Origin of the sequence: Ureibacillus sp. FSL W8-0352, assembly GCF_038004345.1 — a bacterium.
Taxonomy (GTDB): Bacteria; Bacillota; Bacilli; order Bacillales_A; family Planococcaceae; genus Ureibacillus; species Ureibacillus thermosphaericus.
In genome coordinates, this window is record NZ_JBBOQT010000001.1 from 462406 (window position 1) to 487363 (window position 24958).

28 protein-coding genes are annotated in these 24958 nt (G+C 37.4%); 20 read left to right on the plus strand and 8 right to left on the minus strand.

From position 1 onward, the window contains the following. Positions 1-41: 41 nt before the first annotated feature. Complete coding sequence (gene qoxA / locus NST98_RS02300; protein WP_340714298.1) at positions 42-932, minus strand: cytochrome aa3 quinol oxidase subunit II; 891 nt, start codon at positions 930-932, stop codon at positions 42-44. A gap of 395 nt (positions 933-1327) precedes the next feature. Here qoxA and NST98_RS02305 point away from each other — a divergent pair, with 395 nt between their 5' ends. After that, the gene (locus NST98_RS02305; protein ID WP_340714299.1) at positions 1328-3217 is read left to right on the plus strand and encodes an ABC-F family ATP-binding cassette domain-containing protein; all 1890 of its coding nucleotides are present in this window, start codon (positions 1328-1330) and stop codon (positions 3215-3217) included. A 15-nt stretch (positions 3218-3232) separates the two neighbouring features. Beyond that, positions 3233-4351: a conserved virulence factor C family protein gene (locus NST98_RS02310; RefSeq protein ID WP_340714300.1), complete on the plus strand. Its 1119-nt coding sequence runs from the start codon at positions 3233-3235 to the stop codon at positions 4349-4351. A gap of 210 nt (positions 4352-4561) precedes the next feature. Here NST98_RS02310 and NST98_RS02315 read toward each other — a convergent pair whose 3' ends face one another. Next, a complete protein-coding gene (locus NST98_RS02315) occupies positions 4562-5443 on the minus strand; it encodes a DMT family transporter (protein WP_340714301.1) in 882 nt (293 codons plus the stop codon). A 254-nt stretch (positions 5444-5697) separates the two neighbouring features. Between NST98_RS02315 and aspA the strand changes: the two genes are divergently transcribed. Continuing rightward, a complete protein-coding gene (gene aspA, locus NST98_RS02320) occupies positions 5698-7104 on the plus strand; it encodes an aspartate ammonia-lyase (protein ID WP_096550882.1) in 1407 nt (468 codons plus the stop codon). Positions 7105-7354: 250 nt separating this feature from the next. Here the strand turns inward: aspA and NST98_RS02325 are convergent, their stop codons facing one another. The 5 genes from NST98_RS02325 to NST98_RS02345 all read right to left on the minus strand — a co-directional run bounded on the left by NST98_RS02325 (position 7355) and on the right by NST98_RS02345 (position 8921). Beyond that, entirely contained in the window at positions 7355-7573 is a 219-nt protein-coding gene (locus NST98_RS02325) for a hypothetical protein (RefSeq protein WP_340714302.1), read from the minus strand. Continuing rightward, complete coding sequence (locus tag NST98_RS02330) at positions 7561-7779, minus strand: hypothetical protein (protein ID WP_168412493.1); 219 nt, start codon at positions 7777-7779, stop codon at positions 7561-7563. The genes NST98_RS02325 and NST98_RS02330 overlap by 13 nt, the downstream gene beginning before the upstream one ends. Before the next feature lie 194 nt (positions 7780-7973). Further along, a complete protein-coding gene (locus tag NST98_RS02335) occupies positions 7974-8192 on the minus strand; it encodes a hypothetical protein (RefSeq protein WP_340714303.1) in 219 nt (72 codons plus the stop codon). Continuing rightward, positions 8180-8368 (minus strand): hypothetical protein, encoded by a 189-nt coding sequence (locus NST98_RS02340; RefSeq protein WP_340714304.1) that lies wholly within the window; start codon positions 8366-8368, stop codon positions 8180-8182. The genes NST98_RS02335 and NST98_RS02340 overlap by 13 nt, the downstream gene beginning before the upstream one ends. Before the next feature lie 154 nt (positions 8369-8522). Next, positions 8523-8921 (minus strand): glucosamine 6-phosphate synthetase, encoded by a 399-nt coding sequence (locus NST98_RS02345; protein WP_340714305.1) that lies wholly within the window; start codon positions 8919-8921, stop codon positions 8523-8525. 289 nt (positions 8922-9210) lie between these two features. On the opposite strand from NST98_RS02345, the gene NST98_RS02350 reads away from it, so the two are divergent. From NST98_RS02350 to NST98_RS02395, 10 genes are all read left to right on the plus strand, one after another. Further along, positions 9211-10572, plus strand: coding sequence for an IS4 family transposase (locus tag NST98_RS02350; RefSeq protein WP_096550514.1), 1362 nt, complete (start codon positions 9211-9213; stop codon positions 10570-10572). A 40-nt stretch (positions 10573-10612) separates the two neighbouring features. Further along, a complete protein-coding gene (locus tag NST98_RS02355) occupies positions 10613-12784 on the plus strand; it encodes a type IA DNA topoisomerase (RefSeq protein WP_340714306.1) in 2172 nt (723 codons plus the stop codon). A gap of 100 nt (positions 12785-12884) precedes the next feature. Next, positions 12885-13940 (plus strand): hypothetical protein, encoded by a 1056-nt coding sequence (locus NST98_RS02360; protein ID WP_340714307.1) that lies wholly within the window; start codon positions 12885-12887, stop codon positions 13938-13940. Between the two features lie 392 nt (positions 13941-14332). Beyond that, positions 14333-15688, plus strand: a complete 1356-nt coding sequence (locus NST98_RS02365; RefSeq protein ID WP_340715647.1) for an aspartate kinase — start codon at positions 14333-14335, stop codon at positions 15686-15688. A gap of 462 nt (positions 15689-16150) precedes the next feature. Beyond that, positions 16151-16294 carry a hypothetical protein gene (locus tag NST98_RS02370; RefSeq protein WP_340714232.1) on the plus strand — a complete coding sequence of 48 codons (144 nt, stop codon included), beginning with the start codon at positions 16151-16153 and terminating at the stop codon, positions 16292-16294. Positions 16295-16791: 497 nt separating this feature from the next. Continuing rightward, positions 16792-16935, plus strand: a complete 144-nt coding sequence (locus tag NST98_RS02375) for a hypothetical protein (protein ID WP_340714232.1) — start codon at positions 16792-16794, stop codon at positions 16933-16935. Between the two features lie 498 nt (positions 16936-17433). Next, complete coding sequence (locus NST98_RS02380; RefSeq protein WP_340714308.1) at positions 17434-17583, plus strand: hypothetical protein; 150 nt, start codon at positions 17434-17436, stop codon at positions 17581-17583. A gap of 188 nt (positions 17584-17771) precedes the next feature. Then, positions 17772-18344, plus strand: coding sequence for a DoxX family protein (locus NST98_RS02385; protein ID WP_340714309.1), 573 nt, complete (start codon positions 17772-17774; stop codon positions 18342-18344). Positions 18345-18429: 85 nt separating this feature from the next. Then, complete coding sequence (locus tag NST98_RS02390) at positions 18430-18678, plus strand: thymidylate synthase (protein ID WP_340714310.1); 249 nt, start codon at positions 18430-18432, stop codon at positions 18676-18678. A 179-nt stretch (positions 18679-18857) separates the two neighbouring features. After that, positions 18858-20438, plus strand: coding sequence for a Na/Pi cotransporter family protein (locus NST98_RS02395; RefSeq protein ID WP_340714311.1), 1581 nt, complete (start codon positions 18858-18860; stop codon positions 20436-20438). A 717-nt stretch (positions 20439-21155) separates the two neighbouring features. Here the strand turns inward: NST98_RS02395 and NST98_RS02400 are convergent. After that, a complete protein-coding gene (locus NST98_RS02400) occupies positions 21156-22592 on the minus strand; it encodes a DDE-type integrase/transposase/recombinase (protein ID WP_340714312.1) in 1437 nt (478 codons plus the stop codon). Between the two features lie 144 nt (positions 22593-22736). Between NST98_RS02400 and NST98_RS02405 the strand changes: the two genes are divergently transcribed. From NST98_RS02405 to NST98_RS02435, 7 genes are all read left to right on the plus strand, one after another. Further along, positions 22737-23078, plus strand: coding sequence for a DnaD domain-containing protein (locus NST98_RS02405; RefSeq protein ID WP_340715648.1), 342 nt, complete (start codon positions 22737-22739; stop codon positions 23076-23078). After that, positions 23071-23241 (plus strand): hypothetical protein, encoded by a 171-nt coding sequence (locus tag NST98_RS02410; RefSeq protein WP_340714313.1) that lies wholly within the window; start codon positions 23071-23073, stop codon positions 23239-23241. The genes NST98_RS02405 and NST98_RS02410 overlap by 8 nt, the downstream gene beginning before the upstream one ends. A 116-nt stretch (positions 23242-23357) precedes the next feature. Next, positions 23358-23513, plus strand: a complete 156-nt coding sequence (locus NST98_RS02415; RefSeq protein WP_340714314.1) for a BH0509 family protein — start codon at positions 23358-23360, stop codon at positions 23511-23513. 73 nt (positions 23514-23586) lie between these two features. Then, positions 23587-23919 (plus strand): hypothetical protein, encoded by a 333-nt coding sequence (locus tag NST98_RS02420; protein ID WP_340714315.1) that lies wholly within the window; start codon positions 23587-23589, stop codon positions 23917-23919. Positions 23920-23962: 43 nt separating this feature from the next. Then, positions 23963-24295: a DNA cytosine methyltransferase gene (locus NST98_RS02425; protein WP_340714316.1), complete on the plus strand. Its 333-nt coding sequence runs from the start codon at positions 23963-23965 to the stop codon at positions 24293-24295. Then, positions 24282-24689 carry a hypothetical protein gene (locus NST98_RS02430; protein WP_340705568.1) on the plus strand — a complete coding sequence of 136 codons (408 nt, stop codon included), beginning with the start codon at positions 24282-24284 and terminating at the stop codon, positions 24687-24689. The genes NST98_RS02425 and NST98_RS02430 overlap by 14 nt, the downstream gene beginning before the upstream one ends. 16 nt (positions 24690-24705) lie before the next feature. Then, complete coding sequence (locus tag NST98_RS02435) at positions 24706-24921, plus strand: hypothetical protein (protein WP_340714317.1); 216 nt, start codon at positions 24706-24708, stop codon at positions 24919-24921. Positions 24922-24958 lie beyond the last annotated feature (37 nt).

Here is a 24958-nt window from a genome sequence, read left to right on the forward strand (position 1 = left end):
TCTCCTCTCAAAGTTTATTACGTAAATTACTAGATTTACGTTTATTCGTGTGAATGCTCAGCATGCATTTCGTGCTCTGTATGTTCAAGCTCCGTTCCTTCATCTGCACCGTGGTCATGTTCTGGAGGTGGATTGAATCCAAGGTGTGTTCCGGTAAACGTCATTCTTCCAAGATGACCAGGTTCTAATAATTTATCGAAAGTTTCTTCAGTTAATGGTTCAGCATTGGCATGAACTTCTTCCACCCATTCGTCAAATTTTGCTTGATTCATGGCTGTTACAGTAAATGTATTTTCAGCAAAACCTTTACCACTGAAGTTAGCGTTACGTCCCATATATTCTCCTGGTGTATCCGCAGCTAAATGAAGTGTTGTCACCATGTCAGCCATCGCATATTTTTGACCACCTAATTGTGGAATCCAGAAACTTGTAATAGGTCCGTAAGAATAAAGTTTAAACTCAATTGGTCGATTCGTTGGTATATATAAGTAGTTCACCGTTTCAATATCTTGTTCAGGATAACTAAAGTGCCATTTCCAGTTGGAAGATGAAGCGTAAATGATTAATGGTTCTTGATCTTCATAACCTTGTGGAGTTGCTTCTACAATGTAGTTACTTTTCACTGAAATAATCGAAAGAACGGCCACAATAATGATTGGAATACCAATAAAGAGTCCTTCAATCAAAGGACTACCCTCAATGTGAGGAGGTTCGTAATCTTCCGGTAGTTTCGAAGCTCTATATTTAACAAGCATGTAAACTAATAAAACCATGACAACGATTACAATAAACGCCATAATCCCGATGGAAATCATAATGTCGCTTGCTTGACGTGCTGCTTGAGGTCCTTTTGGGTCTAACACTAATAAAGGTTCACAACCTGCGAGGAAGACAATAAGCATTGAGAGAGATAACAGCAGAGTTCGTTTCATAATGGATGTGCTCCTTTCAACGTTCTAAAAGAAAATCGATTTCGACTTCCTTTCAATCACTTTGAGTTAATTCTATATCAAAATAAGAAATTTAACATCGTTTTCACTATGGTTATAGTGTAAAATTCACAAAACAGACATGAAGTGTTTTAGATTTTGTCGATAATTATCCAAAGTTTATCCAAATTTTACAATAAATCTATATTCAGGCATTATAAGTATAATATTATTTTAAAAAAATAATTTTGAGAGCGAAGATTAAATAAAAATAGAAGAAAATAAATCTTCCAGTGTGGAACAGTTTGATAAGATACTGAAGAATGCAAGGAGATAAAAAATTCTATATAATAAATGATAGAATGAATAGAAGTTTATATTGAAAGAGATGGAATACGATGAGTCATTTAATTGTTTCGAATTTAACAAAAACCGTTGGAGATAAAACACTATTTAAAAACGTTGAATTTACCATTTATGAAGGAGAGCGGGCAGGTCTGATCGGAATTAATGGTACTGGGAAGTCAACTTTACTTTCCATTTTAGCTGGCGAACAAGAAGCCGATTCCATCGAAATGGATCATCCAAACAAATATCGAATTGCCTACTTGCCGCAAAAACCTGTATTTCAAGAAGGACTTACCGTTCTACAAGCTGTCTTTTCAGGAAACTCTCCCATTTTGCAATTAAATAGAGAGTATGAAGAAGTCGTATCAAAACTCGCCTTTCAGCCTGAATCAGAAGCGCTACAAAACCAATTATTCCAACTGCAGCAGCGAATGGACGCTGAAAAAGCTTGGGATGTTAATGCTCTCGCCAAACAAGCTTTAACGAAACTGGGCATTAATTTGTTTGATGAGCATGTTTCGAATTTATCAGGTGGGCAGCAAAAGCGTGTGGCATTAGCGAAGGTTTTAATTGAACCGGCGGATCTTTATTTATTGGATGAGCCGACGAACCATCTTGATGCAGAATCAACGGAATGGCTGCAAGAAATGATACTTCGCTTAAAAGGAGCCGTTATTTTTATCACCCATGACCGCTATTTTTTAGATGAAATTGCCACTCATATTTATGAACTCGCGGATCAAACCCTTTATCGCCATAACGGCAACTATGCGGATTTCTTAGAAGCGCGAGCAATTCGGGAAGAAAATAGACAGGCAACGCAAGAAAAATTACGCAATCGTTACCGCAATGAGTTGAAATGGATACGCCGCGGTGCGAAAGCAAGAACGACGAAACAAAAAGCAAGAATTCAGCGCTTTGAAGAATTAGACAAGCAAATTGAACGGCATAAAGAAGAAGCAAAACTTGAACTGTCGCTATCGACTACCCGATTAGGGAAAAAGGTTTTAGAAGGCGTCCATTTATCCAAATCGTTTGGGGAGCGAACGATATTAAAAGACTTTCATTTCCTGATTCAACAAGGGGATCGCATCGGCATTGTTGGTGCTAATGGATATGGAAAATCGACTTTATTAAAGATATTGGCAGGGGAAATTCAGCCAGATGCAGGAGAAGTCATTGTTGGACCTACCGTTAAGATAGCCCATTTTCATCAAATGCTTCCAAAAATGAATGAAAATCAGCGAATGATTGAATATATTCGCGAGGCTTCGAACGACATTACCGACTCGGAAGGGGTTCGTTATTCAGCTGCCCAAATGTTGGAAAGATTTTTATTCCCATTACATACACACGGTACACCGATTGGGAAGTTATCAGGCGGTGAGCGGAAACGACTGCATTTATTAAGATTATTGATGGAACAGCCAAATGTATTGTTATTGGACGAGCCGACAAATGATTTAGATATTGAAACACTTGGAGTATTGGAAGATTTTATTGAACATTTCCCAGGTGTTGTGATTACCATTTCCCACGACCGTTTCTTCTTAGATCGAATTGTGAAAAAGTTATGGATTTTAGATGGAAAAGGGAATGTAGAGGAAAGCTTGGATTTATACACAGAATATTTAGCGAAGAAATCCGAAGCTGAAAAGTTAGAGACAAAAGCAGAAAAACAAGAAAAACCAAAGCAAGAGAAGCCAAAAAATGAAAAGAAAAAATTAACTTATAAAGAACAAAAAGAGTGGGAAACAATTGAAGAAACAATAGCACAAGTGGAAGAGGCAATAGCGGAAACGGAAGAACTAATGGCAGGCTGTGGTTCGGATTATGTGAAACTACAAGAATATACAGATAAATTAAACGAACTAAATGCTGAATATGAACGATTGATTGAAAGATGGACGTATTTAGATGGAATTGTGAACGGAAATTAAATGGAGGGAAGAATATTGAAAATAGTAACGATTGAGCCAACACCGAGTCCCAATACAATGAAAGTGGTAGTGGATGAGGAGTTGCCTTTTGGCAAAAGCTTTAATTATACGAAAGAAAATATAGAAGAAGCGCCAAGTGAAATCCAAGAAATCTTGAAAATTGAAGGCGTTAAGGGTGTTTATCGCGTAGCAGATTTTTTAGCGGTTGAGCGGAATGCAAAACATCAATGGGAAACGATTTTATCCCAAGTTCGCAATGCGCTTGGTGATCAAACAGAAGAGGTGGAACAAAAAGAACAAGTTGCGGATCATTATGGAGAAGTTTTTGTCCACGTTCAAATGTTTAGAGGATTGCCGCTTCAAATTAAAGTGTTTGATTCTTCCGGTGAACATCGGATTTCAACTGGTGAGCGGTTTGTGAATGCGTTTCATCAACTTAAAGTTGACAAGACAGACGAAAACTATATTTTCGAACGTAAGTGGGCAGATTTTGGTATTCGCTATGGGGATAAAGAAGAAATTGCGCAAAGCGTCTTAAAAGAAATTGAAGCAACATATCCAGATGAACGGATTGCCCGCATAGTGGAAGCAACAAATGCAAAAAAACAAGAAACCGTAAAAAGAAAGAAAATTACGGTGGAAGAGTTTGAGGTGGAGGATTGGAAGGAACGTTTCCAAATGCTAGATCAAATTCCGGATCCGGATTTGGATGATCTTCCATTATTGGAAAAAGCTTTGGAAGATGAACAGATGTCCATTCGGAGACTCGCAACAGTGTATTTGGGCATGATTGAAGATAAGGCAGTTGTGCCGCTTCTTGTTCGTGCATTGAATGATAAAAGCGCTGCGGTTCGCCGTACTGCAGGAGATTGCATGAGCGATCTTGGATTTGTAGAATTTGAACCGGCCATGATGGAAGCGTTAAAAGATAAAAATAAACTTGTCCGCTGGCGTGCAGCTATGTTTTTATATGAATCTGGAACGGAACGGAGTCTTCCTGCATTAAGGGATGCGGAAAATGATCCGGAATTTGAGGTGAAGCTCCAAGTAAAGATGGCTATTGCACGAATCGAGCAAGGTGAAGAAGCAAAAGGATCCGTCTGGAAGCAAATGACGGAGAGAAATAATAACTGAGTATAAAAGTAGGGTAAGTTTTGTGCTCTTTGCAATGTAAAAATGGCTGCCTAACAAGTCGTTACTTTCCAGGCAGCCTTTTATTTATGTGTTTTGATATTTCCAAAATACTTTTCAAGTTAGTGAATTTAATATTCGATAAACAGGGAATGTTTCATATCATCAAAGCGAAACTTAATCGTCAATAAAAAGAAAGAAGAAAATTTTTTATTACGCTAACTTCTCCTTTGTATATTTTCTAGGCTTTAATACTGTATATGAGATTCCACCAAAAATTACCAAAATACCAAGAGTCTGCAAGAGGCTTGGTCTAAAATCAAGAATCACCATATCGAGTAAAATCGCTACAACTGGATCTAGGAAAGTTAAAACAGAAACAATGATTGTCGGCAATTTACGAATACTGTCAAAGAATAAATAGTAAACAAATCCAGTATGAATAATACCTGTTCCCACTATAAACATTATGTTTGTGCTTGTTAAACCATGAAACACCGTAAAATCGCACATTGGCAACAAAATGAGTATGCCCAAAGCTGTTTGTACAAATGTCGTTGCATAAGGTGATAATCCTTTTAGCGTCTTACTTAAAAACATCGTCAACGCATAGCAAATGGCGGATAACATGGCCCATATAAATCCAGAATTCATAAAAGCCTCAATGGAATGTAAATGTTCCATTCCAACAATAAAAACAGAGCCAACAAAACAGATGATAATGGCAAGAATATTCCCAATCGTAATGTGTTCTTTCAATAATACCGCACCTAACATCACAACGAAAATGGGTGCTAAGTTATAAATAGAAATAGCTACGGAAATGGACATTTCTTCAAATGCCTTAAATAAAAATACCCAATTCAATACGAGGAATATTCCGCAAAATAGAGTTTGTAATACTTCTTTTCGATCCCAAACTTCTGTCTTATGTCCTCCGGTTAACAACCATAGTCCACCTAAAAATAAAGTTGCACAGATACAACGAACAAATACGAGCTCTACAGCAGGAATCCCTGTATTCACTGTAAATAAACCGATGGAACCAAAAATGGCCATACTAACTGACAGTTTAATCATAGCAGATACATTCATTTGACTTTCCTCAAAACTATATTAGTATCCTATAATTTTTCCGAAAACTCTGAAATAAAACAATATAGAATCTATTAAATAACATTTATGTGAATTTGGCAATACTATTACAAAATATTATTAGGAAACAGGGCTCTTTTTATATTTTTCTATGATAGAATAGTGTAGGATTTAATAAAGAAACTCTAATACAAGTTCGACAATGTAAACGTTTGCTTAGAGCTTCGATAGACAGAAAAGGAGATTGTTTTTATATGAATACCGATGTTCGTATTGAGAAAGACTTTTTAGGAGAAAAGGAGATTCCGAAAGACGCTTATTATGGCGTACAAACAATTCGGGCAACGGAAAATTTTCCAATTACAGGTTATCGTATTCATCCAGAATTAATTAAATCACTAGGGATTGTAAAAAAATCAGCCGCATTAGCAAACATGGAAGTTGGCTTACTCGATAAAGAAGTTGGGCAATATATCGTAAAAGCTGCTGACGAAGTGATTGAAGGAAAATGGAATGATCAATTTATTGTTGACCCAATTCAAGGCGGGGCAGGAACTTCCATTAATATGAATGCAAATGAAGTGATTGCTAACCGCGCATTGGAATTAATGGGAGAGGAAAAAGGAAACTATTCAAAAATTAGTCCAAACTCCCATGTAAATATGTCTCAATCAACAAACGATGCTTTCCCTACTGCAACGCATATTGCTGTGTTAAGTTTATTAAATCAATTAATTGAAACTACAAAATACATGCAACAAGAATTCATGAAAAAAGCAGATGAATTCGCTGGCGTTATTAAAATGGGAAGAACGCACTTGCAAGACGCTGTTCCTATTTTATTAGGACAAGAGTTTGAAGCATACGCTCGTGTAATTGCCCGCGATATTGAACGTATTGCCAATACGAGAAACAATTTATACGACATCAACATGGGTGCAACAGCAGTCGGCACTGGCTTAAATGCAGATCCTGAATATATAAGAATCGTAACAGAACATTTAGCGAAATTCAGCGGACATCCATTAAGAAGTGCACAACATTTAGTGGACGCAACTCAAAATACAGACTGCTATACAGAAGTTTCTTCTGCATTAAAAGTTTGCATGATCAACATGTCTAAAATTGCCAATGATTTACGCTTAATGGCATCTGGACCACGCGCAGGTTTATCAGAAATCGTTCTTCCTGCTCGACAACCTGGATCTTCTATCATGCCTGGTAAAGTGAATCCTGTTATGCCAGAAGTGATGAACCAAGTGGCATTCCAAGTGTTCGGTAATGATTTAACAATTACATCTGCATCTGAAGCAGGCCAATTTGAATTAAATGTGATGGAACCTGTGTTATTCTTCAATTTAATTCAATCGATTTCGATTATGACAAATGTCTTTAAATCCTTTACAGAAAACTGCTTAAAAGGCATTAAGGCAAATGAAGAACGCATGAAAGAATATGTTGAGAAAAGCATTGGAATCATCACTGCAATTAACCCACATGTAGGCTATGAAACAGCTGCAAAATTAGCACGTGAAGCATATCTTACAGGGGAATCCATCCGTGAACTTTGCATTAAGTATGGCGTATTAACAGAAGAACAGTTAAATGAAATCTTAAATCCATATGAAATGACACATCCGGGAATTGCTGGAAGAAAATAATGCAACTTTTTTAGGCGAAGGGTACTATTGAGGTGCTCTTTGCCTTTTATTTTTTGAGTTACAACATGATGAAGTGTAATCGAAATCTGCAATGTTCGATAATAGCCAAAATCGTGGAGATAATAGTCAACCATGCAAGGATAATAGTCAAACACGGCAAGATAATAGCCAATGGAAGAAAAAGGTGCCTCGCCAGATACGATAATAGTCAACCATGCAAGGATAATAGTCAACCATGCAAGGATAATAGTCAAACTAGAGGAGATAATAGCCAACGGAAGAAAAAGTTGCCTCGCCCGATACGATAATAGTCAAAATCAAGAAGATAATAGTCAACCATGCAAGGATAATAGTCAAACAAGGCAAGATAATAGCCAATGGAAGAAAAAGGTGCCTCGCCCGATACGATAATAGTCAACCATGCAAGGATAATAGTCAACCATGCAAGGATAATAGTCAAACTCGGCAAGATAATAGCCAATGGAAGAAAAAGTTGCCTCGTCCAATACGATAATAGTCAAAATGATGAAGATAATAGTCAACCATGCAAGGATAATAGTCAAACTCGGCAAGATAATAGCCAATGGAAGAAAAAGTTGCCTCGTCCAATACGATAATAGTCAAAATCAAGAAGATAATAGTCAACCATGCAAGGATAATAGTCAAACTCGACAAGATAATAGCCAACCGAAGAAAAAGGGTGCCTCGCCCGATACGATAATAGTCAAAATGATGAAGATAATAGTCAACCATGCAAGGATAATAGTCAAACTAGAGGAGATAATAGCCAACGGAAGAAAAAGTTGCCTCGCCCGATACGATAATAGTCAAAATCAAGAAGATAATAGTCAACCATGCAAGGATAATAGTCAAACTCGGCAAGATAATAGCCAACGGAAGAAAAAGTTGCCTCGCCCGATACGATAATAGTCAAAATGATGAAGATAATAGTCAACCATGCAAGGATAATAGTCAAACTCGTCAAGATAATAGCCAACGGAAGAAAAAGTTGCCTCGCCCGATACGATAATAGTCAAAATCAAGAAGATAATAGTCAACCATGCAAGGATAATAGTCAAACTCGGCAAGATAATAGCCAACGGAAGAAAAAGGTGCCTCGTCCAATACGATAATAGTCAAAATGATGAAGATAATAGTCAATCATGCAAGAATAATAGTCAAACTCGGCAAGATAATAGCCAACGGAAGAAAAAGTTTCCTCGTCCAATACGATAATAGTCAAAATGATGAAGATAATAGTCAATGGATGAAAAAGGCATCAGCAAACTCGATATAATCCAAAATTAGGAAGAGAATAGCCAATCGATGAAAATTACCAGCAAATGCTAAGGTGAGCCATTAGTCAATATCCCTAAAATAAAAAAACAGAGCGAATTTACTTCATTCGCTCTGATGAATCATTGACTTGATAGAACTTCATTTAAAAACGCATCCCGCTTTTCAGGAGTTTGTTGCTCGCCTTTCAATAACATTACTCCAACTTTAAAGTCTGATAAATCTTTCTCCACAATAAATTGCAAGTTGATATCCGCCTTTTCTTGTCCATCAACAGGACAAACTCCTTTAAACTCTACAACATGTTGGCGATTGTTCGTTTTAAAATAAATCCACTCTTCATTTTCGCAAGTTTTGTTCAAAGCATCTTCATAGTTTAACGAAGGGCTACTACTAGAAGTTTGTGTTTTAATATAGGATATATATTCAGCACCATCCGATGGTTTATACATATACCAAAAAATAAAAAGGATGAGTATAGGTACAATCCATAAAATCGTTCGTTTTGAAACATTTTGCATGGCAATAAACTCCCCTTACCTTTGTAGTGACATTATATCAATATCAAATACTTTTTTCTATAAAATTTCTGGTTATCCCTATACATTCTAATCAAAGAAAATAACATTATAATTATAACTCAACTTTCGCAGAGTAATATCTTATTGCAACTCTTGATATGACTGTTTTATATCGTCTTTCATTATTTCTCTTGTTTTTTATTGATTTTATTTTTTTAAAAGAAAAAGACACCTATCTTTTGGTAAAATTATGGTGAACAAACCAAATACCAAAGAAGGTGTCACCATTATGATAACGAAAAAAGATACTTTTGCACAACTACCAAAAGAACTTGAACGAAGATTTTCTGAATTAAATATAGGCAAACATTTGAGAAAAGCGAGAATTACTAAGGGATTTGGTTATTCATGCTTATCTATTTTCCGTCTTATTTTTTTGCTTGTTTTCCAATATAAAAATTGGTTTCAAGCACTTCAAAGTAAGAAAGCCGTGGACTTACCTAAAAAAGATACGATCTACCGTTTTCTAAATTCATCTACTTATGCTTGGCGAACTTTTTTACTTTCCTTATGTCAAGATCTTACTGGACGTATAAAAAAGCTTACATCAAACAACAGAGTGAAGGTGTTTATTGTTGATGATTCACTCTTTTCACGCAACCGAAGCAAGTCTGTTGAACTTCTTTCACGAGTATTTGATCATACAGAGAAACGATTCTATAAGGGGTTTCAGTTGCTTACTCTTGGTTGGTCTGATGGATATTCTTTTCTACCTGTAGACTTTGCTTTATTGAGTTCAGCGAAAAAGGAAAATCAACTTAACGGGGTCGATGAATCCATTGATAAACGCACTTCCGGCTACAAGCGTCGTCTTGAAGCACAACAAGATAAGCCAAGCGTTGTCTCTGCTTTATTGGATCATGCCTTAAATGCAGGAATTACAGCTGATTATGTGTTAATGGATACTTGGTTTACGCATGAGCCTTTGATTGAAAAAATCACGGATAAAGGTTTATTTGTCATTGGTATGGTCAAGCAGCTAAAACAACGTTATTTCATAGATGGTGAAGCCCATACTCTGGATGAACTCTTTAAAAAAGCAAAGCGTACCATGGAAAAGAAAGACCTACTCGGTTCGATCCATGTTCATCTTGCAAAAGGACGACAAGTCAAGATTGTATTCGTGCGTAACCGCAATAAAAAGAGTGAATGGTTAGCCATTTTGAGTACAGATACCACACTTTCAGATGAAGAAATTGTGCGTATTTACGGGATGCGCTGGGACATCGAAACATTTTTCAAGTGTACCAAATCATTGCTTAACCTAGCAAAAGAATTTCAAGGTCGTTCGTATGATCTGTTGATTAGTCATACAACGATTGTGTTTACTCGCTTTATACTCTTAGAGTGGGAGCGTAGACAAAACAACGATCCTAAAACGATTGGAAATCTCTTTTTTCTATTATGTGAAGATGTAAAAGATATGAATCTAGAGAGTGCATTGAATCAATTATTAGCGATCTTCCAAACATTAGCAGAAGCTAATGTTTGTTTGAACATGGAATTATTTAAAAGTAAAGTACAAGAATGGATTGCGTCTTTACCCAATTACATCAAGAGATGTCTGACAATATCTGTGTGCGAAAGTTGAGTTATAAATAAAACTAGTCAACACAAGGTGATTGTAAAAAATGAAATTAATATTAACAGAAAAACCATCCGTTGCGAAAAATATTGCAGATGCGTTAAACATAAAAACAAAAAAAGAAGGATATTTTGAAGGGAACGGATACATTATTACGTGGGCTTTCGGACACCTTCTTGAATTGTATGATGCGAAAGATTATGATCCAAAAATGACGAAATGGAGAATGGAGTACTTTCCTTTCATCCCACAAAAATTTCAATACAAAGTGAAAACAGATCCTAAAAATAAAGAGAAAGAAGACTTTGGGGCAAAAAAGCAGCTGGAAACTATCCAACAGTTAATGAACCGCCCTGACGTGGAAATGATTATTTCTGCCTGCGACTATGATCGGGAAGGGCAACTGATTGGCGATACAATTCTATATAATTTGAAAACGAATAAGCCTGTGTATCGAATGTTGCAAAATGAATGGACGAAGGAAGAAGTGTTGAAAGGTCTTAAACAATTAAAACCAAATACGGAAATGAGACCGCTGTTGGATGCAGGAATTAGTCGGCAATGGGCGGATTGGGTGATTGGCATTAATTTGACATCTGTTGCAACGTTAAAATATCAGAAAGGATCAGGCAGTGCTTTAAACATCGGAAGAGTTTTATTACCTACATTAAAAATAATTTATGATCGAGATAAAGAAATCGAACAATTCAAACCTGAAGATTATTTCAAACTCGAAGCGTCCTTTCAAACCCAAAATGGGGAAGTGTATAAAGGAACGTATCACGTAAATGGAGAGGAAAAGTTTAAGAATAGAGATGAATTAGAAAACATTCAAAAAGCATTAGCGAATCATCAAGCACAAATTATCGAAAAGACCGTAGAGAAAAAGAGAGAATATCCTCCTTACTTATTCAATTTGACAAACTTGCAAGGGTATATTACGAGCAAATATAAAGGTTGGACTTCCGATAAAGTGCTGAAAGTTGCCCAATCCCTTTATGAAAAGAAATATATTACCTATCCACGTACAGCTAGCGTCGTATTGGAAGAAAGTTTAGTGGATAAAGCAATGAAGGTTCTTCAAATTGTAAAAAAAGGCTTACCTTATGAAGATGAAATCGTTTTTGCTAAAAAGAAACGTGTATTTGACAACTCAAAGGTCGAAAGCCATAGCGCCATTATCCCGACGTATGTGAAGCCTGCCCGTTTATCGAATGATGAGAAAATCGTTTATGAAGCGATTAAAAATCGTTTTCTAATGCAATTTATGCCTGTGGCTGAACATGAAGAAACTAAAATCATAACGAAAGTGAACGAAATCAAAGGAGAGTTTATTTCAAAAGGCAGAGTTCAAATTGTAGAAGGGTGGAGAAAAGTAGAACAAATTGAGTCAAAAGATATGATTCTTCCAAATGTAACCCTTCATGAGCTAGTGACAATCAAGGACCATGAACTGACCTCTCATGTTACTAAGCCGCCGAAACATCATACGGAAAAAACGTTATTGAAGGTGATGGAAACGTGCGGAAAAGGGAAGGGAGAAGAGCTGGAAGAAAGCGATGAAATGATGGCGACCATTTTAAGCGGTTTTAGCATCGGCACGCCGGCAACAAGAGCAGAAACAATCAAAAAGTTGAAATCAATTGGGTACATTACAACGAAAAATAAATATCTAATTTGCACAGAGCTAGGGAAGCGAATTGTTGAAACATTTCCAATCAAAGAATTGTTTGATTTAGAGTTTACAGGCCGATTAGAAAAAACGTTATCGGATATTGAAAAACAAAAATTTCAGCGGGAACGATTTTTACAATTTATTTTTGACTTTACGAAAAAAGCTGTACATACAATTCAACAAGATGAAGATGTGATTTTAAATGAAGTGGAGAAAAAGAAGAAAACCTTTGAAGTGTTAGGGAAATGCCCAGTTTGTGGTCATGCGGTCATTGAAGGGCAAAAAGGATTTGGTTGCAGCAATTGGAAAAATGGATGTAAATTTGTCATTTGGAAAAATGATAAATTCCTGGCTTCCATGAAAAAGAAACCGACGAAAACGATGGTGAAGCAGTTGTTGAGAGAAGGGAATGTGTTAGTGAAAGGTCTCACAAGCAAAAAAGGGAATAAGTTTGATGCAATGTTGCGTTATGAAAAAAATCCTGAAGAAGAATATTTCAGTTGGAAGATGGAATTTTCCAACAACATAGAGCGAGGAAAGTAAGGATCTATTTGATGGAATAATCCATTTGAAGCGGAGCTGAATATGATAATAAAAAGAGGAAAGGATTTTCATCATCATAAGGAAACGCTTTGTTCCATTGATGATTGTTGCCATTTTAGTCTATGGATTCTATGCTTTTTGGCCAGTGGCATTGGATGATGAGTGGCAAGCATTATCGCATGTAGAGCATAATCCATCATTCAAAATGCTTATGAATCAAACATCGGACACTAATTTCCTTCCTCAAAATCTTTCTTATATTGAGAGTACTACTCAATCTGTGAATCATGCATCCCTTAATCCCCTCTACGAATTCATGCATTTTACTAGAAATTTCTCGCCCATCACTCTTTTAGAGCATCATGAATGGCACAATCCTACCGAAAAGTCCCAACTAATTTTGATTGCCATTCAATCCTTTTATACCATTGGTTTTTTGTTACTTGTCGGATCGGTGATTTGGTGGAGAATTATACAGAATTATTCCTTCTATGTACGAAAAACATATTTGCAATGGGGATTTGTTATTCAATGCGTTCATTTTCTCGCATTGATTTCACTTATTTTATTGGAAATGAATATATTAACGGATGGATTCCTTCCTTCCTTACCAAACCAATCATCGATTCAGTATGGCTGGTATCTCTCGCTTATAGTCTCAGTATTAGGGTTATTGTTTTTGAATAAAAATCGATGGTTCGATTTATTGTTTGTACTAATACTCATAGGTTGTAAAATCGAATATCCAGCAGATTTTCGCGCACTTATTTTAGCACTATTTGAAATCTTTCATTTAATTGCGGCTGCGATTTGGTTTACAGGTCTTGCCATTGTTATTTTTTTCTATTCTAAATATAAAACAATGGTAAAAAACTTCATTGCCATTTTCATTGAATATGCTTTTGTTTGCATTGTGATGTTAGTTATTTCCGGTAGTTTGTTAGCGTATAAATATGATTCGCCATTGGATTTATTGTTAAAGCCGTTTGGGCTGTTACTTTTACTTAAAGTCGTACTTGTCGGGTTCATCACAATTATTTCTCAAAAAATACATTCTACTATGGACGATTTTCATATAAAATGTTGGATGTATGTTCAATTAGTACTTATGGTCATGATTATTCTTCTAGTTTCTGTCATTTCGATTTTTAAATGATAAAAAGTTATAAAAATCTATGAATCAAAAATAAATTTAGACTAGAAAAATCAAGAAGATAGTATATAATAAAACTACTAAATATTAAGTATTGATAATCGATACTGACACATGATATATAGTAAAATCGTGTGCATCTATTTTTACCGAATAGGTGTGCACGGTTTTCTTTTAAAAAAAATTGAAGTTTTTTTATGTTAGGCAACTATGCAGTTTTGTAGTGAATTTCTACATATACTAGGACGAATTAATATAATCGGATTAAATTTTGCAAATATTTTATCTTTTTATTTAATTGGTCTTGACGATTTTTTATAAAATTTGTACACTGAGAAAAGTCAAATGTTTTTATGGAAAATACAATTCTGGATAGTAAGGATTTGATGAAAAAAATGATAGTATGTAAATTTGGTGGTACTTCTGTTGCAAGTGCAGAACAAATTAAAAAAGTGGCAAATATTGTGAAGGCTAATCCAAAAAGAAGAATCGTGACGGTATCTGCTCCAGGGAAACGCTTTGGTGATGATATTAAAGTGACGGATTTGTTAATCGATTTAGCAGAATCAGCTCTTCGGAATGATCAAGTTGAAGAGAAGCTGCAAAATGTGTTAAATCGATATATTGAAATTGCCCAAGGTTTAGGTTTAGACGGAAAAATTTGCGAAGTAATAGAGAAAGATTTACGCGAACGCATTGCATTAAAATTAGAAAAAGAGTTATTCATTGATAATTTAAAAGCAAGTGGAGAAGACAATAACGCGAAATTAGTTGCGGCATATTTCAATTCTATTGGCATGAAGGCGAAATATGTTAGCCCAAAAGATGGGTTAATTGTAAACGACCCTCCTGAAAGAACAGTTGCCTTACCAGAGGCTTATGAAAACTTAAAAAATCTTGGCAAGAGTGAGGAAATCATTGTCTTCCCTGGATTTTTCGGATATACAAAAGATGGTGTATTACGTACATTTGATCGCGGTGGTTCCGATATTACAGGTTCCATCTTAGCGGCGGCTGTCAAAGCAGAGCTGTATGAAAACTTCACAGATGTTGATTGCGTTTTTTCTGCAAATCCGAAAGTGGTAAACGATCCTATCGGTATTGAAGAAATTACATTCCGTGAAATGAGGGAGCTTTCTTATGCAGGATTTTCAGTATTCCATGATGAAGCTTTAATTCCTGTATTCAAACTAGGGATTCCTGTGAATATTAAAAACACAAATAATCCTTCTGCTCCTGGTACGCGCATTGTTCCATCCCGCAAGCCTAATGGTCGACCGGTCATTGGGATAGCGGCAGATCACGGTTTCTCGACTTTGTACGTCTCTAAATATTTAATGAATCGAGAAATTGGATTTGGCAGAAAACTATTGCAAATCATTGAGGAAGAAAACATTTCTTACGATCATACGCCATCTGGAGTGGATGATATTTCAATTATCATTCGTTCCAACCAATTAAATCCTGAAAAAGAAGAACGCATTGTTAAACGAGTGAAAGAAGAACTTCACGCAGATGATGTTTATTTCCGTCACGGATTTTCCATGATTGTCATTGTAGGTGAAGGTATGCGCAATAATACAGGATTAGCAGCCCGTGCAGCTTCAGCTATTTCTAGAACTGGAGCAAATATCGAGATGATTAATCAAGGGTCATCAGAAGTTAGCCTCGTATTTGGTGTATTGCAGCCATATGAAGACCAATGCTTACGCGCATTGTATGAGGAGTTTTTTGCACCTGTAACGATTTAATATAATGAAGATGCAGCAGACAACCTGTTGCATCTTTTTTGTGCGCCCGGCATGTACATGAACTATAGGGTGTAAGTCCCGAACCCCGAAGACAGAAGTAGAGGTTAGCCAAGAGCAAGGGTGTCCGTGGTGACGCGGAATCTGAAGGAAGCTGGAGGCAAAACACCGGTCCGAGGAACACGAACCTCATATAAGGCTAGGTATGATTGAGTGAGTTTGCGAAACAAAACAAAGCTCTTTCTGTCGAAGGTCATATCGAGTAAATGAGGCGGATAGATGGTGTGAAAGTGCATGTACTTACCCGGGGAGGTCTGGCGGATAGGTGAAGTTCGCTTCATAACCTACTTAGTGATAAGTAGCTGAACCGTCAGAAGTCAGCAGAGGTCATAGTATTAGTTGGTTTAGAACTACTAAGAAGGACCGAACAATTAAGAGAGAATAGCCCTTGGCATTCAGTGAGTCATGATGAACACAGAAAACATAGTACCTCACTTGAGGAAGGAAGCGGTGAATCCCGTGGGAGTCCTCTTGGAGGGTGGAGTGACCACTGGCATAAAGAGAACAGCTATTCACGGAAGTTATGAAAACTTGCGTCAATTATCTTAATTGAACCGCCGTATACGGAACCGTACGTACGGTGGTGTGAGAGGACGGGAGCTAATCACTCCCTCCTACTCGATTGTGCGCCCGGCATGTACATGAACTATAGGGTGTAAGTCCCGAACCCCGAAGACAGAAGTAGAGGTTAGCCAAGAGCAAGGGTGTCCGTGGTGACGCGGAATCTGAAGGAAGCTGGAGGCAAAACACCGGTCCGAGGAACACGAACCTCATATAAGGCTAGGTATGATTGAGTGAGTTTGCGAAACAAAACAAAGCTCTTTCTGTCGAAGGTCATATCGAGTAAATGAGGCGGATAGATGGTGTGAAAGTGCATGTACTTACCCGGGGAGGTCTGGCGGATAGGTGAAGTTCGCTTCATAACCTACTTAGTGATAAGTAGCTGAACCGTCAGAAGTCAGCAGAGGTCATAGTATTAGTTGGTTTAGAACTACTAAGAAGGACCGAACAATTAAGAGAGAATAGCCCTTGGCATTCAGTGAGTCATGATGAACACAGAAAACATAGTACCTCACTTGAGGAAGGAAGCGGTGAATCCCGTGGGAGTCCTCTTGGAGGGTGGAGTGACCACTGGCATAAAGAGAACAGCTATTCACGGAAGTTATGAAAACTTGCGTCAATTATCTTAATTGAACCGCCGTATACGGAACCGTACGTACGGTGGTGTGAGAGGACGGGAGCTAATCACTCCCTCCTACTCGATTTGTGCGCCCGGCATGTACATGAACTATAGGGTGTAAGTCCCGAACCCCGAAGACAGAAGTAGAGGTTAGCCAAGAGCAAGGGTGTCCGTGGTGACGCGGAATCTGAAGGAAGCTGGAGGCAAAACACCGGTCCGAGGAACACGAACCTCATATAAGGCTAGGTATGATTGAGTGAGTTTGCAAAACAAAACAAAGCTCTTTCTGTCGAAGGTCATATCGAGTAAATGAGGCGGATAGATGGTGTGAAAGTGCATGTACTTACCCGGGGAGGTCTGGCGGATATGTGAAGTACGCTTCATAACCTACTTAGTGATAAGTAGCTGAACCGTCAGAAGTCAGCAGAGGTCATAGTATTAGTTGGTCTAGAACAACTAAGAAGGACCGAACAATTAAGAGAGAATAGCCCTTGGCATTCAGTGAGTCATGATGAACACAGAAAACGTAGTACCTCACTTGAGGGAGGAAGCGGTGAATCCCGTGGGGGTCCTCTTGGAGGGTGGAGTGACCACTGGCATAAAGAGAACAGCTATTCACGGAAGTTATATAAAGACTTGCGTCAATTATCTTAATTGAACTGCCGTATACGGAACCGTACGTACGGTGGTGTGAGAGGACGGGAGTTAATCGCTCCCTTCTACTCGATTGTATTTATAATTTTTTCAAATTCATGAATTTTCATTATAAAAAGTATTTGTATATAGAAAAAAAGATAGTTCGGAGTAATAAAACACTATATAATAAGTGGTGAAAGGAGTGAAACAATGGAAAAAAAGGAATTGATTTTCTATCCGGAAAATCCAGTGACTCGATTTTTATTTAATGACACTCGTTCCGCGGCCATTTGGCTAGTTGTCCGCATTTATGTAGGATGGATTTGGCTCCAATCAGGAATTCATAAAGTATTTGATGATGCTTGGACTGGTAAGAATGCGGGAGCGGCAGTCAGCGGATATTTACAAGGTGCCATCGAAAAAGCATCCACGACGAATGATGTAATGGGATGGTATGCAGCTTTTTTAGAACATATTTGTTTGCCGAATGCAACAATCTTTAGCTATTTAGTTGCGTTTGGGGAAGTGCTTGTTGGGATTGGATTAATAATAGGATTGTTCACAGCCATTGCAGCCTTTTTCGGATCGATGATGAATATTGCCTTCTTATTTGCTGGCACGTTAAGTTCAAATCCACGTCTATTATTACTCAGTATTCTCTTAATGTTAGCTTGGAAAGTAGCAGGTTGGTATGGTTTAGATCGCTGGGTATTATTAAAACTCGGAACTCCTTGGGGAAAAATTGTAAAGCGGAAAGAAGACACAACAGTGTTCAATGCTTAATACATATGGTAAAATATGCTTACATAAATAGACTAAGAAAACGTTGCTTATAAGGCAACGTTTTTTCATGAAAAGGTGAAAGAAGATGAATGTAATATTTGTATTAACATCTACAGGTCAAGAAATATTACAAATGGTCTCCCACGATGTTGCAGGTTTACTTGCGGCGGTGAAGGGAGAATATGTAACGTTTCCTTTTGGCAGTTATAAATATGATTTTCATACCCTTGACCACTATTTAGAGGGAAATGAATATCGCCAAGAACTAGTGATTTATTTAAAAGAGGAAGATTCGAGAGAGTCAATGAAACAATTTGTCATTGATGCAGAATAGAAATAATATTTTGTGAAATATAATTTCAAAATGAATACTGCGTCTTGCCCATATCAGATGGTCGAATTTTTATTGATTCTTTCGTCTAATTTTGCGTTCTTCTAGGAACGCAATTTTGTTTTTTTTGTAAAATAATAATATTCCAGTGAATTGCCCTTTCTAGTGAAGGAGGTGGCTTGATGATTAATGCAATAGGTGGAATCGGCATTTTTTTATTAGGAATGTCGATGTTGACAAACGGGTTGAAAGAGATTGCGGGCGAAACGTTGAGAAAATGGTTACATACTTTCACAAAAGGAACGTTTACATCCTTATTAACAGGATTTTTTATGACTGTGCTCGTTCAATCTTCAACCGCAACAACGATTTTAACAGTTGGTTTTGTCAGTGCAGGACTTATTTCTTTTTTTCAGTCGATTGGTATTATCATTGGCGCCAATATTGGAAGTACAAGTACAGGGTGGATTATTTCCCTTTTAGGGTTTAAGATCAGCCTGCAAGCCATGTCATTGCCGATGATTGGTTTAGGGGTATTTGTACAATATGTGGCTCCAAGCGACATCAAGAAATATGGAGGCGTATTCACCGGTTTCGGCCTTCTATTTCTAGGAATCGATTTGCTCCAAAAAGGGATGGAAACGGCCCAACATTGGATTCGCTTTGAGTCATTGGATACTGAATCCTTTCTGTCCATTTTGTTATTAATTGGAATTGGCATTATTATGACCATTATTATGCAAGCATCTAGTGCAGCGATGGCAACGACGCTTACTGCATTATTTGCTGGAGCGATTGATTTTGAACAGGCTGCTTTTTTAGTCGTTGGTCAAAATATCGGAACGACTGCAACAGCTATTGTGGCTTCGATTGGATCATCCATCGCAGCAAAACGCACAGCGACAACCCATTTGTTGTTTAATGTTGTGACGGCTGTTATCGTGACAATTTTTATAGGTTATATTTTGCAGTTTGTGAAATTCTTGACGGTTGCGCTGGTGGGCAGCTTTGATGAAACGGTGGGGCTTGCGCTGTTCCATACCCTTTTCAGCGTGCTCGGCGCCATCATTTTCGTGCCGTTTACGAAGCAGTTCTCCATGCTGCTTTTGAAGCTGCTGCCGGAAAAGGCCAATGCGCTGACCCGCAACCTCGACGATCAATTGGTATCCATTCCATCGGCCGCCTTGGAAGTGGCTTATCAAACGCTGCTTCAAATCATGAAGCAATTGACCGATGCGATTTTGGAATTGTTAGATGCGAAAAAGGTCACGAGCAGTTTTGAGAAAAAGGTGAGGGATGTGGAGGAAGCGATTCTTTCCGTTCGTAAATTCCTTAATGAAGTGCAGTCCGATTCAACGAAGTTACGCAATCAACATGTCGCCATCATTCATGTATTGGATCATATCACACGGCTAGTGAGTGTATTGAGGGAGCAGCAAAAGGTGGAAGGCATTTTCCATCACGAAAAATTGATGAAGAAATGGCATAAAACACTGGAGCAGATTAATGAAAGTTATGCCAGCGAAGAAAAATTGATCGAAATGGAGCAGGTGTTGGAAAAAACGGCCCATAAAATTGCAGAAGAAAGACGAGTGCGCAGAAGAAAATATTATGAGCGAACGGCGGTAAGAGAAACAAAATTGGAAGTGGCCATGTCCAACGTTCAGGCGCTTCTGTGGATTGACCGTCTTGTCTACCATTACTGGCGCGCCTTTGCGAGATTGGTGGAATTTAAAAAAGGGACGGAGATAGAAGAGTCTTAAAGTTTTCAAGATGTGGAGTGGGTGTAGAAGGAAGAAAACGCTCAGTAGGTGAAGATGAGCGTTTTTTTATGGGCCATATTATCCTAGCAAGGATTGATTGCATTAGCGTGAGCAAAAGGAGGTTGTATCCGCGCGAGTTGAGTTGATATCTGAGCAAGAAGGAGCTTCATCTGCGCAAGCTACCCCGTTATCCGAACAAGAGTGAACGCTATCCGCACAAGAGGTAAATGTTACAATACCTTCAAAGCAGAAGCGCTATTTTGGGCGCTTTTTTTATGAACTCCACGTTTTAGCACGCTCCCCACAACCAAAATAAAAAATTTTCCCCTTTTTCCAAAAAAATCTTCCGAAATGACATAAAAGGCCTTTCAGGAAAGACAGATTCATTTATCATAAAAATTGTTCTTGATTATACGTTAATGACAGCAATCCTTGAAGGTGAAGTCTAATTGAGAATGAAAAATTTTAGGTAGTGTCAAAAAATCTATGAAAACTTAGTTTTGGAGGGATGTGATCTAGCGAAACTAGAGGAAATGCCGCCGCAATCGCTCTTGACAAACACGTCAATGGTTTGATTTCGAACCAACAAGGGCGAAGGGAACAAAAAGAAGGCACACCAAAGAAGCCCTTGCCAATTCCCATTTTAAACCATTGACTGGTTCGGTTTGTCAAGAGTTCGCTTCGCCGATGCTGGTAAGGGCTCTGCTAAACAAAAAGTTAGGCAGTTTGCTCTACTAGCCATTGTTGAGCTAAACCAATCAGTTTTGTCCAACGTGCAGGCATATTCGGCAGTCCTTTTAGCTCTGGAATAACTACAGGCACTTTGCCTTCCAGGGCTGAATGTGGCCGCAAGAAATTAAAATAAGCCACAAACAAAGTCACATAAGAAACGGATCCGTGATCGGATCCAAATCCGTGTGTCGATCTGTAATTGCCCTTAAATGTTCGATTCAGTCTTTCAATAATTTGTTTTAGCGGTCTGTATTCCGTTGAAACCTGGTCTTCGTTGGTTAGTCCAATGACCTGCTTCACATCAAACGTAATACCGTGCTGGGCAAAAAAGTGTTGTGCTAAAAGGTAAATCGGATTGCCATCTACGACAAAGGTGAGGTCTTCCGGGATCTCTTTCATCTTCCATAAGGCCTCATCAATCGCACGAATGGCTGATACCGTATCACGATTTGGAGAAACAGGGTAGGACAGAATAATTTTCTTTACCGCATCAAAAAAGAAAAAAAGATAATGCCAACGACCATTCACCTTAATGTATGTTTCGTCTCCGCAGAATTGATCAGAAAGCTCGTAAGGATAATGATCCACATAAGGTTTGAGAAGAAGTGCTACGCTGTTTTCGTAATTCAATATACTCTGGTGAGAGATGGGTACGCCATGAACATCCTTCATCAGTGCAGCTGTTTTCCGAGCCGATAAGCCATAGTTTACATGGTAGGTTAAAATGAGCCCCAATGTGTGCGGTGACACATGAAGCCTGGACAAATCCACTTTTGGCTTCTTAGGTGAATGTTTGGCTAACGGCTGATAATCAATTTGAAACTGACGGAATATGTATCGAACTTTAAAAGACGGAGAATCCTTTTCGAACTGCTTTTTCTCTTTTTTAGACATTCCTTGCAGTTTCTTTTTGTAATACGGACAGTCATTGTTTTTGCACTTAAATACGAGAAAATCTTTTCTTTCCTTGATCTTCTCGAGTGTTTTCGAACAGTGTGGACATTTTAGTATAGCCTCCTTGGCATATTGATTCTTTTTATTAAACAGACACGCACACACCTTGCATTGATACTGTCCTTTACCTCCGTTATTGGCATAAAGATAATCTGACGGAGCACCACACCTTGGACATTTCATGGATGAAGGTACTTTACCTTTTGAATTGGAACGCCTCTGAACAGGTTTGAGAGGTTTCCCGTTCTTCTCCAAATATTCTTTGAGAAGAATTTGATAATCGAGCTTTTGTAGAGTTTCAATGATTGGCAGCTCATCCACCTGGAGTTTTTGATAAGGCTTATTGACAGGCTTTTCAGTTGGCTTATCAAACATGTTTTTTCCAATCAGAAGGGTAAGTAATGTTCGAATCATTTGATCTTGGTACTTGATATATTCAAGCAAATAGGTTAATAATTGAGGTAACAACTTGTCACTTCCTTTATTAGGGATTTTTGAGTGTGTGGTTACCTCATAAATACCCTAATTTTAAGGGGGTGGCAAGTTTTTTTTATATAAAACTAGTTATATCAACAAAAACGTAAGTTTTATTAAGTAATTTTTGACAATACGCTGCGCCAGGAACTAGTTTTAGAAGCTATGAAACTTTCAACAGAAAATAATGCACGAAACTGGAAATATGTTGAAACCATTCTTAAAAACTGGCATAACAAAAACTTTAAATCACTTGCTGATGTAGAAGCTGACAGAAAACGATTTGAAGCTCAAAAGCAACAAAAAAATAGCAGAAATAGAATCCGTCAAGAAAAAATACCTGATTGGTTCTACAAACGCCAAACTAACGAGACTAACGAGGTTTCAAAATCCGAAGAAAACTTTGCTGATAAAAATCTAGACTTTGAAGCTGAAAGGAAAAGGATTTTAGCAAAGCTGGGTGTAGAGAGCAATGGCTAGAGAATACATTATGATTCCCGTTGAAGAATTCTTGAAATTAAAACAAGCCCAAGAAGAAAAAGAATACTTGGTAAAACTTATGCTCGAAATAGCAGGAGATATTACAGACTTAACTAGTTCATCGCTTCGAAAAATGAGAAACGTAATAAAAAAGCACCAGTAAAACGCAGTATGGTAAGCATTTGTAGGAGGGAACAGTGCTTGGATCATTGTTATCTTGGGAGCATTGATGGTTTTCGGTATAGAGATTGAAAAATGGATTAAAGAGAAGAAAAAAGGATGAATCAAATGTCGCAAGAGGAACGCGAAGAGCTGATTTTCATTTGCAGTTTGATGACCCATTATAGCGAAGAATTTTTAAGTAAATTGCCGGACGAAGAATTAAACAAGATTTATAACAAAAGCATGGGAATCAGTTTAGAAAAAGGTGAGTAAATGAACGATCCAAACATTTTTGAAAATCCATAGCTCGTATTACGACGAAAATTGAACGTTTTTGGAAAGGAAGATGACGATGAATGATAATTACAGACATGTAAATCAAGAAGTAAAGAATATGTTGTTAAGCTGGGAGAAAAGAGAACCAGCTTTTGATGGCACGATCAAAGAAGGTTTTGAGCGAAGATTTACGGTACTAAATGAGCGCGATTTTCAAAAGTATGTACCAGATGAATTAAAGATAGAATTCATGAACACATTTAATAAGGTTGCTGAACATATTGAAAAAGGCCGCATCAATGATGGAAAAAGACCATTCAATAACTACATTGTCATTAATTTAGATGAAACTTATATTGATGAAGTTGTTGAAATCATGAAACGTAATGGACACTGGGGCTAGTCACATTTGAAACAGATTGCGACATAGTGAGGTGTGAAAAAGATTGATTAAAATACTTGAATTATTTGGTGGTATTGGTGCTCCTCGAAAAGCATTAATAAATCTTGGAATCGAGCATAAATCCATTGATTATGTTGAGTGGAATGAAAAAGCAGTAAGAACTTACAACGCTATGTTCGACAATAACTATCAACCACAAAATGTGGTCGGATATACATTGCAACCTGACATTTTAATACATGGAAGCCCATGCCAAGATTTTAGCAGAGCAGGTAAGCAGTATGGCGGAAATGTGGAAGTAAGTCATAATTTGAACCATATTACGACAGAAACAAAAATTATAAGAAAAGTAGGTGACAAATATGAACAAAATTGAAATACGCAAAAAACGTGTTCAACTTAAAGCAGAACGTATTGCAATCCTTCGAAAAATAGATGAATTGCAGTCAGCTCTAGACTCTCAAAAAGATAGAAAGAAAAGACGAGAAATTCGCTTAGAAATCCAAAAACTAGGAAAATTATTAGAAAGTAAAGTTTTGTACAACATTAGTGATCATGAATTTGCTGATTCGAGCAATGATTATCGTGATTATGCAACTGGAAAGAAAAAAGCTTGGTCGATGCCTATTGAAAAATATATCATGTATAAAAAACGTGGATGGTTGGATAAAGACATCAGGAAAGCAGAAGGTATATCCAAGCATCAATTATGGAATTGGAAAAGAAAGAACGGTATTACCCGTGAAATGTGGTTGCAAGAGGCTAATTAAATAAAAGGTGATTCTAATGGTTTATGTACAAACAAATTTATATCAGTTTATTAGTTTATCAGATGATCCGGTATTCAGGAAAATAAATAATTTAAAAATTGGGGATGAAATACAGATTGATTCATTTAAAGTTCGAAAAACAGAGAGATTTTATGAAGTAGAAAATGAGGATTTGCATGAGTTGTTTAACTCACTAGATAAATGCTATTCATTCATCTCATCCATGATATAAAAAAAGCTACGGTTTTCGAACCGTAGCAAAATACATA

Coding starts and splice junctions, on each gene's coding strand:
- NST98_RS02435 (WP_340714317.1), top strand. CDS start 24,706: ATGGTTTATGTACAAACAAATTTATATCAGTTTATTAGTTTATCAGAT.
- NST98_RS02315 (WP_340714301.1), bottom strand. CDS start 5,443: ATGAATGTATCTGCTATGATTAAACTGTCAGTTAGTATGGCCATTTTT.
- NST98_RS02380 (WP_340714308.1), top strand. CDS start 17,434: ATGATGAACACAGAAAACGTAGTACCTCACTTGAGGGAGGAAGCGGTG.
- aspA (WP_096550882.1), top strand. CDS start 5,698: ATGAATACCGATGTTCGTATTGAGAAAGACTTTTTAGGAGAAAAGGAG.
- NST98_RS02345 (WP_340714305.1), bottom strand. CDS start 8,921: ATGCAAAATGTTTCAAAACGAACGATTTTATGGATTGTACCTATACTC.
- NST98_RS02305 (WP_340714299.1), top strand. CDS start 1,328: ATGAGTCATTTAATTGTTTCGAATTTAACAAAAACCGTTGGAGATAAA.
- NST98_RS02415 (WP_340714314.1), top strand. CDS start 23,358: ATGAATCAAATGTCGCAAGAGGAACGCGAAGAGCTGATTTTCATTTGC.
- NST98_RS02370 (WP_340714232.1), top strand. CDS start 16,151: ATGATGAACACAGAAAACATAGTACCTCACTTGAGGAAGGAAGCGGTG.
- NST98_RS02375 (WP_340714232.1), top strand. CDS start 16,792: ATGATGAACACAGAAAACATAGTACCTCACTTGAGGAAGGAAGCGGTG.
- NST98_RS02360 (WP_340714307.1), top strand. CDS start 12,885: ATGATTGTTGCCATTTTAGTCTATGGATTCTATGCTTTTTGGCCAGTG.
- NST98_RS02430 (WP_340705568.1), top strand. CDS start 24,282: ATGAACAAAATTGAAATACGCAAAAAACGTGTTCAACTTAAAGCAGAA.
- NST98_RS02350 (WP_096550514.1), top strand. CDS start 9,211: ATGATAACGAAAAAAGATACTTTTGCACAACTACCAAAAGAACTTGAA.
- NST98_RS02420 (WP_340714315.1), top strand. CDS start 23,587: ATGACGATGAATGATAATTACAGACATGTAAATCAAGAAGTAAAGAAT.
- NST98_RS02355 (WP_340714306.1), top strand. CDS start 10,613: ATGAAATTAATATTAACAGAAAAACCATCCGTTGCGAAAAATATTGCA.
- NST98_RS02385 (WP_340714309.1), top strand. CDS start 17,772: ATGGAAAAAAAGGAATTGATTTTCTATCCGGAAAATCCAGTGACTCGA.
- NST98_RS02395 (WP_340714311.1), top strand. CDS start 18,858: ATGATTAATGCAATAGGTGGAATCGGCATTTTTTTATTAGGAATGTCG.
- qoxA (WP_340714298.1), bottom strand. CDS start 932: ATGAAACGAACTCTGCTGTTATCTCTCTCAATGCTTATTGTCTTCCTC.
- NST98_RS02390 (WP_340714310.1), top strand. CDS start 18,430: ATGAATGTAATATTTGTATTAACATCTACAGGTCAAGAAATATTACAA.
- NST98_RS02365 (WP_340715647.1), top strand. CDS start 14,333: ATGATAGTATGTAAATTTGGTGGTACTTCTGTTGCAAGTGCAGAACAA.
- NST98_RS02410 (WP_340714313.1), top strand. CDS start 23,071: ATGGCTAGAGAATACATTATGATTCCCGTTGAAGAATTCTTGAAATTA.